Origin of the sequence: Streptococcus sp. 68 (genome assembly GCF_013277415.1) — a bacterium.
Lineage (GTDB): Bacteria > Bacillota > Bacilli > Lactobacillales > Streptococcaceae > Streptococcus.
The window spans coordinates 312,534-323,627 of sequence record NZ_VMMX01000003.1 but is presented as its reverse complement, the minus strand read 5'-3'; the positions used below and the strand labels follow the sequence as shown (position 1 = coordinate 323,627).

11 protein-coding genes are annotated in these 11,094 nt (G+C 40.5%); all 11 read left to right on the top strand.

All coding sequences use genetic code 11. The features are described from left to right. The first annotated feature begins 127 nt into the window (after positions 1-127). The 11 genes from HT720_RS02270 to HT720_RS02220 all read left to right on the top strand — a co-directional run bounded on the left by HT720_RS02270 (position 128) and on the right by HT720_RS02220 (position 11,072). Positions 128-487 (top strand): YbaN family protein, encoded by a 360-nt coding sequence (locus HT720_RS02270; RefSeq protein ID WP_001237210.1) that lies wholly within the window; start codon positions 128-130, stop codon positions 485-487. A 93-nt stretch (positions 488-580) separates the two neighbouring features. Next, positions 581-1,213: a copper homeostasis protein CutC gene (locus HT720_RS02265; RefSeq protein WP_173212518.1), complete on the top strand. Its 633-nt coding sequence runs from the start codon at positions 581-583 to the stop codon at positions 1,211-1,213. Positions 1,214-1,256: 43 nt separating this feature from the next. Next, positions 1,257-1,913, top strand: coding sequence for an MmcQ/YjbR family DNA-binding protein (locus HT720_RS02260; RefSeq protein ID WP_173274571.1), 657 nt, complete (start codon positions 1,257-1,259; stop codon positions 1,911-1,913). A gap of 313 nt (positions 1,914-2,226) precedes the next feature. Continuing rightward, on the top strand, positions 2,227-3,789 hold the full coding sequence (locus tag HT720_RS02255) for a 2-isopropylmalate synthase (protein WP_173274570.1): 1,563 nt from the start codon (positions 2,227-2,229) through the stop codon (positions 3,787-3,789). Positions 3,790-3,800: 11 nt separating this feature from the next. Then, positions 3,801-4,838, top strand: a complete 1,038-nt coding sequence (leuB, locus tag HT720_RS02250; RefSeq protein ID WP_173252894.1) for a 3-isopropylmalate dehydrogenase — start codon at positions 3,801-3,803, stop codon at positions 4,836-4,838. Beyond that, on the top strand, positions 4,835-5,104 hold the full coding sequence (locus tag HT720_RS02245; protein WP_050242775.1) for a DUF1294 domain-containing protein: 270 nt from the start codon (positions 4,835-4,837) through the stop codon (positions 5,102-5,104). The genes leuB and HT720_RS02245 overlap by 4 nt, the downstream gene beginning before the upstream one ends. Before the next feature lie 3 nt (positions 5,105-5,107). After that, positions 5,108-6,490 (top strand): 3-isopropylmalate dehydratase large subunit, encoded by a 1,383-nt coding sequence (gene leuC, locus HT720_RS02240; RefSeq protein ID WP_173274569.1) that lies wholly within the window; start codon positions 5,108-5,110, stop codon positions 6,488-6,490. 9 nt (positions 6,491-6,499) lie between these two features. Continuing rightward, positions 6,500-7,093, top strand: coding sequence for a 3-isopropylmalate dehydratase small subunit (leuD, locus tag HT720_RS02235; protein WP_050242773.1), 594 nt, complete (start codon positions 6,500-6,502; stop codon positions 7,091-7,093). A gap of 27 nt (positions 7,094-7,120) precedes the next feature. Beyond that, complete coding sequence (locus HT720_RS02230; RefSeq protein WP_000160496.1) at positions 7,121-7,900, top strand: Sua5/YciO/YrdC/YwlC family protein; 780 nt, start codon at positions 7,121-7,123, stop codon at positions 7,898-7,900. Positions 7,901-8,056: 156 nt separating this feature from the next. Next, a complete protein-coding gene (locus tag HT720_RS02225; RefSeq protein WP_173274568.1) occupies positions 8,057-9,769 on the top strand; it encodes an AAA family ATPase in 1,713 nt (570 codons plus the stop codon). Beyond that, positions 9,756-11,072 (top strand): McrC family protein, encoded by a 1,317-nt coding sequence (locus tag HT720_RS02220; protein WP_173217808.1) that lies wholly within the window; start codon positions 9,756-9,758, stop codon positions 11,070-11,072. Before HT720_RS02225 ends, HT720_RS02220 begins: the two co-directional genes overlap by 14 nt. The last annotated feature ends 22 nt before the right edge of the window (positions 11,073-11,094 follow it).

The following is an 11,094-nucleotide window of genomic DNA, read 5'->3' as shown; positions in this document are numbered from 1 at the left end:
CGCAGGTTGCTCAAAGTACTGCTTTGAGGTTGCAGATAAGACTGACGAAGTCAGGAACCATACCTACGGTAAGGCGACGTTGACGTTTTTCGAAGAGATTTTCGAAGAGTATTAATTAGGAGTAGTTATGCGTCTTATCTATCTGATAATTGGTTTTTTATCACTGGCTTTGGCTATTATTGGGGTTGTCTTGCCCTTGTTGCCGACAACGCCTTTCCTTTTGTTGTCTATTGCTTGTTTCTCCAGAAGTTCCAAACGTTTCGAAGACTGGCTTTATCATACCAAGCTCTATCAAACATATGTAGCTGATTTTCGGGAAACCAAGTCAATTGCGCGTGAACGTAAGAAAAAAATCATCGTATCCATCTACATCTTGATGGGAATTTCCATTTATTTTGCCCCTCTCTTACCAGTCAAAATCAGTCTGGGTGCTTTGACCATCTTTATCACCTATTATCTCTTTAAGGTTATTCCAGACAAAGAATAAGTAAAATTTGTAACTATTTCCCTTGATAAAATTGAAAGCATATTCACAATAATATGATATAATAAATTTAAAGTAATCTTCAAGGAGAATCAAATGGTTTACGAATTTTGTGCTGAAAATGTGACCTTGCTTGAAAAAGCTATGGAGGCTGGAGCTCGTCGAATCGAACTCTGTGATAATCTAGCAGTTGGTGGGACAACACCAAGCTATGGAGTAACTAAGGCAGCAGTTGAACTGGCAGCTAACTATGATACGACCATCATGACCATGATTCGCCCACGTGGTGGCGACTTTGTCTATAATGATATGGAAATTGCTATTATGCTAGAAGACATTCGCTTGACTGCTCAGGCTGGAAGTCAAGGGGTTGTATTTGGTACCTTAACTGCTGATAAGAAGTTGGATAAGCCTAATCTTGAAAAGTTAATTGCTGCATCAAAAGGAATGGAAATTGTCTTCCACATGGCCTTTGATGAATTGAGTGATGAAGAGCAGTTGGAGGCTATTGACTGGCTCAGCCAAGCCGGTGTCACTCGTATCCTAACTCGTGCTGGTGTGTCTGGTGACTCCTTAGAAAAACGCTTTGCTCACTATCACAGAATTTTAGAGCACGCTAAAGGTAAAATTGAAATTCTACCTGGTGGAGGGATTGACCTTGACAACCGTCAAACCTTTATCGATCAGCTAGGCGTGACTCAATTGCATGGAACTAAGGTTGTCTTTTAAAAAATAGAAAGGAACTGCTAGCTTTGGGTAGCAGTTTTCACTTATGTTTGAAATTTTTAAATCCTATCAGTTTAATAAAGAAAAAGCTCATGCCTATGGTCTTGTAGAAAATGGGGAAGTCTGGAATTATAGCTCCAAGATTTTGCAGGGTGACTTTGTCATGACAGTCTCCATCACTACTGATAATGTGAGTTTTCAGGTCTTTGATCAGGAAACGGGCGACCTCTATCCTCAAGTTCATATGGAAAGTATGACAGGAAGTTTTGTTGCAAGTGTCCGTGAGGCTTGTCTGGAGATTCTCTACCAGATTCGGAAGGTTTGTTTTGATGTGCAAGATTTTATCTGTCCTCAGACTAAGCGTATCATGGCTCAGATTCAGGAAAAATATGGTAATCAGTTGGAGTATTTGTGGGAGAAATCGCCTGATACAGCAGTGTTAAGACACGAAGGCAATAAAAAGTGGTATGCCGTCTTGATGAAAATCTCTTGGGATAAGCTGGAAAAGGGTAGAGAAGGTCTAGTCGAAGCAGTCAACCTCAAACATGACCAAGTAGTGGAACTGCTTTCACAAAAGGGAATTTATCCAGCCTTTCATATGAATAAACGTTACTGGATTAGTGTGGCGCTTGATGATACTTTATCAGATGAAGAAGTACTGGGATTGATGGCAAAAAGTTGGAACTTAACCACTAAAAAATGAAATATTTCAAGATTTTTCAACGACTTTCAATTAGCAAAATATTCTCTACTGAAGAAATTTTCAGAAAATATTTGATTTTTTCTTGACAAGTGCTTTTGCCTATGCTAAAATACTAAACAAGATATCAAACGAAGGAGAAAGTCAAACATGAAAACAGCTAAGTTTAATCAATTTGCTTTGTTGTTGAGGTACTCGGGCTAGTGCAAAAAGCATTAGTCCTGTTTGGCTTACCAAGCGGGAGTAAATCAACATCTCGCTTGGGTTTCTGAGCGAGATGTTTTTTTAAAACCACATTTGGAAAAGGGGAAATCTTATGCGAACAGTTGAATTTCTAGATACCAGCCTTCGGGATGGAGAGCAGACACCTGGCGTTAATTTTTCAATCAAAGAAAAAATTGCCATTGCAAGGCAGCTGGAGAAATGGGGAATTTCAGCCATTGAAGCCGGTTTTCCGGCGGCGAGTCCTGATTCATTTACAGCAGTTCAGGAGATTGCCAAGGTCTTGAAGAAAACAGCAGTGACTGGTTTGGCCCGCTCTGTTAAGTCTGATATTGATGCTTGCTACGAGGCCCTCAAGGACGCCAAGTATCCACAAGTTCACGTTTTTATTGCTACTAGTCCGATACACCGAAAGTACAAGCTCAATAAGAGCAAGGAAGAGATTTTGGAAGCAATCAGTGAGCATGTTTCTTATGCCCGTTCTAAGTTTGAAGTGGTCGAATTCTCTCCTGAGGATGCGACTAGAACAGAGTTGGATTTTCTCTTGCAAGTTGTTCAAACAGCGGTTGATGCAGGGGCGTCTTATATCAATATTCCTGATACGGTAGGATTTACCACACCAGAGGAGTACGGTGCTATCTTCAAATACTTGATTGAGAATGTCAAGACGGAACGTCAGATTATCTATTCGCCTCACTGTCATGATGACCTCGGAATGGCAGTAGCTAATAGCCTTGCTGCTGTCAAGAACGGAGCAGGCCGTGTTGAAGGGACTATCAATGGTATTGGGGAGCGAGCTGGAAATGCTGCCTTGGAAGAAATAGCAGTGGCTCTCAATATTCGCCAAGATTACTACCAAGCAGAAACCAGTATTGTCTTAAATGAGACCATCAATACGTCAGAAATGGTTTCTCGCTTCTCAGGAATTCCAGTTCCTAAAAACAAGGCTGTGGTTGGTGGTAATGCCTTTTCTCACGAGTCTGGTATTCACCAAGACGGAGTCCTTAAAAATCCACTTACCTATGAAATCATCACACCAGAGTTGGTGGGTGTCAAAAGTAACAGTCTTCCGCTCGGTAAATTGTCTGGTCGTCATGCCTTTGTTGAGAAACTAAGAGAATTGGCCCTAGACTTTTCAGAAGAGGACATCAAACCCCTCTTCGCCAAGTTCAAGGCACTGGCCGACAAGAAACAAGAAATCACAGATGCAGATATTCGTGCGCTGGTAGCTGGAACCGTGGTTGAAAACCCAGAAGGATTCCACTTTGATGATTTACAACTTCAAACTCATGTAGATAATGACATTGAAGCGCTCGTTAGCCTAGCCAATATGGATGGTGAAAAAGTCGAATTTAATGCGACAGGGCAAGGTTCCGTTGAAGCAATCTTTAACGCTATCGATAAGTTCTTTAACCAATCCGTCCGCTTGGTGTCTTACACTATTGACGCGGTGACAGATGGAATTGATGCCCAAGCTCGGGTCTTGGTCACTGTTGAAAATAGAGATACAGAAACTATCTTTAATGCAGCAGGGCTTGATTTCGATGTGTTGAAGGCTTCAGCAATTGCCTATATCAATGCCAATACCTTTGTTCAAAAAGAGAATGCTGGTGAAATGGGACGCAGTGTTTCTTACCGCGATATGCCTAGTGTGTAAAGGAGAAGGCTATGACAAAGAAAATAGTAGCTCTAGCAGGGGACGGAATTGGCCCAGAAATCATGGAGGCTGGTTTAGAAGTTCTGGAGGCTCTAGCTGAAAAAACAGGTTTTGACTATGAAATAGACAGACGCCTTTTTGGAGGTGCAGGTATTGATGCTGCAGGGCATCCCTTACCTGATGAAACCCTCAAGGCAAGTAGGGAAGCAGATGCTATTCTCCTAGCGGCTATCGGTAGTCCTCAGTATGATGGAGCAGTGATTCGCCCTGAACAAGGCCTGCTGGCTCTTCGTAAGGAACTCAATCTCTATGCTAATATTCGCCCTGTAAAAATATTTGACAGTCTCAAGCATTTGTCACCACTCAAATCGGAACGAATTGCTGGTGTAGACTTTGTCGTGGTGCGTGAGTTGACAGGCGGGATTTACTTTGGAGATCATATCCTTGAAGAGCGCAAAGCGCGTGATATCAACGACTATAGCTATGAGGAAGTGGAGCGGATTATTCGCAAGGCCTTTGAAATCGCAAGAAATCGCAGAAAAATCCTTACCAGCATCGATAAGCAAAATGTGTTAGCGACCTCAAAACTCTGGCGGAAAGTAGCTGAGAAGGTCGCACAGGATTTCCCAGATGTGACCTTGGAACACCAGTTAGTGGACTCAGCTGCCATGCTCATGATTACCAATCCTGCTAAGTTTGATGTCGTCGTGACGGAGAATCTTTTTGGAGATATTTTATCTGATGAATCAAGTGTCCTACCTGGTACACTTGGGGTCATGCCATCAGCCAGTCATTCTGAAAATGGACCAAGTCTCTATGAACCTATTCACGGTTCAGCGCCTGATATTGCAGGTCAAGGAATTGCCAATCCTATTTCCATGATTTTATCAGTGGCCATGATGCTGAGAGATAGTTTTGGACATTTTGAGGATGCAGAGCGTATCGAGCATGCTGTTGAGGCAAGTTTAGCGGATGGCATTTTAACGAGAGATCTAGGAGGACAGGCTTCGACCAAGGAAATGACAGAAGCTATTATTGCAAGGTTATGAAGTTAGACGAAAAAATTACTCTAGTCCTTTTGATTTGGAATGTCATGGTTTTCTTGATTTATGGTATTGACAAATCTAAGGCAAGGAGAAGAGCTTGGCGCATCCCTGAGAAAATCTTACTTATTTTAGCCTTTACTTGTGGTGGTTTTGGTGCCTGGCTAGCAGGAATCATCTTTCACCACAAGACTCGAAAATGGTATTTTAAAACAGTTTGGTTTCTTGGGATGATGACCACACTAGTAGCCTTATATTTTATTTGGAGGTAATGGATGGCAGGAAAATCGATTTTTGATAAATTATGGGACCGCCATGTCATCACAGGAGAAGAGGGGCAGCCCCAACTCATGTATGTGGATCAGCACTATATCCACGAAGTGACCAGCCCTCAGGCTTTTCAAGGATTGCGAGATGCAGGTCGCAGTTTGAGACGGCCAGACTTGACATTTGGTACCTTTGACCACAATGTACCAACGGTCAATATCTATGATATTCGAGATGTGATTTCTAAAGCGCAAATTGATAAGCTAGCTGAGAATGTTGAAGAGTTTGGCATTGAGCATGCGGCCCACGGTTCTGAAAAGCAGGGAATCGTTCATATGGTTGGTCCAGAAACAGGACGGACCCAACCAGGAAAATTCATCGTCTGTGGAGACAGTCACACAGCAACTCACGGTGCTTTCGGAGCTATCGCCTTTGGAATTGGAACCAGTGAGGTTGAGCATGTCTTCGCTACTCAGACACTCTGGCAGGTCAAACCCAAGAAAATGCTGGTAGAATTCACTGGTGTTCCTCAAAAAGGAGTTTATTCCAAGGATTTCATTCTAGCCTTGATTGCAAAGTACGGCGTTGCTTGTGGTGTTGGTTATGTCGTGGAATATCGTGGACAAGCTATTGATGCACTGAGCATGGAAGAGCGAATGACCATCTGCAATATGTCCATCGAGTTTGGTTCTAAGATGGGAATCATGAATCCGGACCAAACCACCTATGATTATCTCAAGGGACGAGAATGTGTTCCAGAAGCTTTCGAAGAGGCTGTGGCGGATTGGAAAACAATTGTCAGTGATGATGATGCTGTTTACGATAAGGTTATCCAGATGGATGTCTCAGACTTGGCTCCCATGGTGACCTGGGGAACCAACCCTGCTATGGGGGTTGACTTTGATAGTAGTTTCCCAGAAATTAAGGACATGAATGATGAACGAGCCTACAATTACATGAACTTGGAGCCTGGTCAAAAGCCAGCGGATATTGAACTAGGCTATATCTTTATCGGGTCTTGTACCAATGCTCGTCTCAGCGATTTGCAACTGGCTGCTCGATTTATCAAAGGAAAGAAGATTGCTCCCAACTTAACGGCTATCGTAGTCCCAGGCTCTCGTCCTGTCAAACGAGCTGCGGAGAAGTTGGGTTTGGATAAGGTTTTCATAGATGCTGGCTTTGAGTGGAGAGACCCAGGCTGTTCTATGTGCCTAGGAATGAATCCGGACAAGGTTCCTGATGGTGTCCACTGCGCCTCAACAAGCAATCGTAACTTTGAAGACAGACAGGGATTTGGCGCTAAGACCCATCTTTGCAGTCCAGCCATGGCAGCTGCAGCAGCTATTGCAGGGCGCTTCGTAGATGTTCGGCAAATGCCAGAAGCTCAGTAAGGAGAGGATATGGAGAAATTTACAGTTTATACGGGAACGACCGTTCCTCTCATGAATGATAACATCGACACCGACCAAATCCTACCCAAGCAGTTTCTCAAGTTGATTGATAAAAAAGGCTTTGGTAAGTACCTCATGTATGCTTGGCGTTATCTGGATGACAAGTATACTGAGGACCCAGACTTTGTCTTTAACCGACCTGAATATCGTAAAGCCAGTATTCTTATCTCAGGGGATAACTTTGGGGCAGGGTCTTCGAGGGAACACGCAGCTTGGGCCTTAGCAGACTATGGTTTTAAGGTCGTGATTGCAGGATCTTTCGGTGACATTCATTACAATAATGAACTCAATAATGGCATGCTACCTATTGTTCAGCCTAGAGAGGTTAGAGAGAAGCTAGCCCAATTGAAACCAAGCGACCAGGTAACTGTGAACTTGGAACAACAAAAAATCATCTCACCAGTTGGAGAATTCACTTTCGAAATTGATAGCGAATGGAAACACAAACTCTTAAATGGTTTGGATGATATTGGTATTACCTTGCAGTATGAAGATTTGATTGCTGCTTATGAAAAACAACGACCAGCCTACTGGCAGGATTAGAAGAAAATTAGAAAAGGAAATAGAATTATGACAAAACATATTCAATGGAAGGGAACACTTTCACAAGAAGGCTATGATATTTTAAAAGGTGAGGGCGGATGTATCGTTTGCCCTACAAAAGTTGGCTATATTATCATGACCAGCGATAAGGCTGGTCTTGAACGCAAGTTTGAAGCTAAAGAACGTAACCGTAACAAACCAGGTGTGGTTCTCTGTGGTAGCATGGATGAGCTTCGCGCCTTAGCACAACTCAATCCAGAAATTGAAGCCTTTTACCAAAAACATTGGGATGAAGATATTCTTCTTGGTTGTATCCTTCCTTGGAAACCAGAAGCTTTTGAAAAACTCAAAGCATACGGTGATGGCCGTGAAGAACTCATGACTGACGTACGTGGTACTAGCTGTTTCGTTATCAAGTTTGGTAAAGCTGGTGAACAATTGGCTGCCAAACTTTGGGAAGAAGGTAAAATGGTCTATGCCTCATCAGCCAACCCATCTGGAAAAGGAAATCGTGGTAAGGTGGAAGGTATCGGAGAACGTATCGAAGGAGCAGTGGACCTTGTCATCGAAGCAGACGACTATGTGGCATCTATCCAGCCTGACAAAACGATTGAAACTCGCTACGAGCAAGGTGTGATGGTGTCTATGGTCGATAAAGACGGCAAACTCATCCCAGAACAAGGAGGAGCACGTTCAACTTCACCAGCTCCAGTTGTAATCCGCAAAGGGCTTGACATTGATAAGATTATGATGCACCTGTCAGACACCTTTAACTCATGGGACTACCGCCAGGGTGAGTATTATTAAGATAAAAAAGAAGTCTAGTGTTAAGAGGGAATACCCTACTCTACATTAGGCTTTTTCTTTAGAAATTCTTTTCTTTTTTTTATAGATATGATATGCTAGAGGTGAACTATATATTAATAGAACTTACTTGTAAAAGTTAATTAAAGGAGTATTCAAATGAACAGTGAACAAAATAACTATTTTTTTGTTGGTACAAAATTTGGTGATGATGATTATCTTGAATATTTTAGGAAAGAAGGAAAGTGGGAATTAGGATGGCATAACAACGAGGAAAATAAACAGTATCAAAAAATGTTAAAGTTGTTTAATAAAATTAAACCAGGTGACGTTTTATTTGCTAAATCCACATATGTCAAAAAGAAGAATTTACCTTTTGTAAAGAAAGATGATTCAAAGGTTTCTGTGATGAAAATTCGTGGAATGGCGACTGTTAAAGAGGTTTTAGATGATGGGCATACCATTATTGTTGATTGGAAAAAAGAGTATATAGAGAGGGAGTGGTTTTTCTTTACGGGGCAAGAAACAATATGGTTTCCATCAGATATTAAGTATCGAACTAAAGAGACTAACCAGTTAATAAAATTTGCTGCAAGTGATGAAATCATAATTCAAGACTATGACTATTTTTTGAATCATCCTAATTGGAAAAAGTATAAAAAATTAGAAAGTGAAACTATGTTAAGGAATGATTTTTTATTTAATTATAGTGGTATATTAAGAAAATCCAAAAACCTCATCCTCCGTGGTGCACCGGGGACGGGAAAAACTTATCTTGCTAAAGAAATTGCTAAAGAGTTAACGGAAGGCAACGAAGATCAAATCGGCTTTGTACAGTTTCATCCATCTTATGATTATACGGATTTTGTTGAGGGTTTAAGACCGGATTCAAATGAGGATGGCAGTATATTTTTTAAATTAAAAGAAGGTATTTTTAAGAAGTTTTGTCAGAATGCTATAGATTCTAAGAAGATTGGAGGTCAAGATAATTTTGAAGAAACGTGGGCTAAGCTAACGGATGCTATCAATGAAAAGCAAGGACAATACTTCTTCCCTCGTAGTTCGGTTCCAGCCAGTTTAAATAGTCAAGGGAATGTGAAGTTTGATTCTCCTGTTGCTACCAAAGAAAAAGTGTATCTTTTGTACAAGGGTGAGGAGACTAAGTTAAAGTACGAAACTTATCAAAAAATCGTTTTAGATCACATGAAAGAAAGTTATGGCTTATGTGATTATGTTTCTCCAACAGAGGTTGACACTGACAAAAAATTCGTCTTCATCATCGATGAAATTAACCGTGGGGAGATTTCTAAGATTTTTGGGGAACTCTTTTTCTCTATCGACCCTGGTTATCGTGGTGAAAAGGGGAGTGTTTCTACTCAGTATGCTAATTTACATGAGACTGATGAGAAATTTTATATCCCTGAGAATGTCTACATCATCGGAACCATGAATGATATTGACCGTTCAGTGGACACCTTTGATTTTGCTATGCGTCGTCGTTTCCGTTTTATTGAAGTTACTGCTGAAAGCCAATTAGGTATGCTCGATACTGCTCTTGGTGATAAAGCTGAAGAAGCGAAAAAACGTTTAAGAAACTTGAATGTTGCTATCGAAAACGTTCAGGAATTAAATAGTCATTATCATATCGGACCAAGTTATTTCCTTAAGTTGCAGGATGTAGACTTTGACTATGAATTACTCTGGTCTGATTATCTCAAACCACTTTTGGAAGATTATCTACGTGGTTCCTATGAGGAAGTTGAAAAACTAAAAATATTGAAAAAAGCGTTTGATTTAAAAGAAAATGAGCAAACTATTCAGAAACATACAGGTGACGAAGAAAGCGATGAAAATAAAGATGAGGATAACTGATAATCATCATGAAATTGCTAAAGAAGACTTTGTCGCAGAATATCCCAAACTAAGTCAAGCACTTCTTGATAGAACACTGGATAACCTTTCTAAAGAGGACAATATCTTTATTTTTCCAAATGACCTACAATATTCTCCAGATTTGGATAAGAAACAAAAGATTTTGGAAACGGTCAATCAGGAAATCAAGACAGGAAATGTGATTGGTTTTCTGGGCTATGGTCAGGAGAGATTAACAATCTCCTCTCGTTTTTCGATTAAAGGTAATGACCATTTTTTGCATTATCTTTTACAAAAGGTTCTTCATATCAATCTCACTAGTTTAGATGTAGCTTTGTCACGTGAAGATAAGCTCTATCAACTTTTGATGTATCTCTTCCCCAAGTATCTACAAGCTGCTATTCGAAAAGGTCTTTATAAGGAATACCATCGATTTTCTCATAACGACAGTAATGTTAAGGGAGTGATTGATGTAAGAAAGCATCTCAAGAAAAACCTTCCTTTCACGGGAAATATTGCCTACACAACGAGAGAGTTCACCTATGATAATCCCCTCATGCAGTTGGTCCGTCACACTATTGAATACATTAAGAACCAGAAAAGCATTGGTCAAGGGGTACTAGATAATCTCTCAACTAGTCGTGAAAACGTAGCTGAAATCGTGCGTGTAACGCCTTCTTATAAACTAGCTGATCGTGCTAAGATTATTCGGGTAAATCAATCTAAACCTATACGTCATGCATACTTTCACGAGTACAGAAAGTTACAAGAACTTTGTCTGATGATCCTAAACCAAGAAAAGCACGGTTTGGGGTATCAAGATCAAAAAATTCATGGTATTCTTTTTGATGTTGCCTGGCTTTGGGAAGAGTATGTTCATACTTTGTTGCCAAAAGATTTCATCCATCCACGAAATAAAGATAAGACGGACGGAATTTCAGTATTTTCTAGTCGAGAACGAAAAGTTTATCCAGATTTTTATCATCAAGAGTTAAAAATCGTTTTAGATGCTAAGTATAAAAAACTGGAATTGACTGAAAAAGGAATAAACCGTGAGGACTTGTTCCAACTGATTTCCTATTCTTATATTTTAAAAGCTGAGAAGGCTGGTCTTGTTTTTCCGAGCGAGGACAAGGTTGTTGATAATGAGATAGGAAAGCTAGCAGGTTATGGAGCTTTGTTGAAGAAATGGTCTATCCAAATTCCTCAGAAGTCTTCATCCTATAGTGAATTTTGTGAAATGATGGAAAACTCCGAAGAAACTTTTAAAAGTAATATTACTAAAAAAGTGGGGAGAAAATAATTTCCCCTCTTTCTTTTATTTT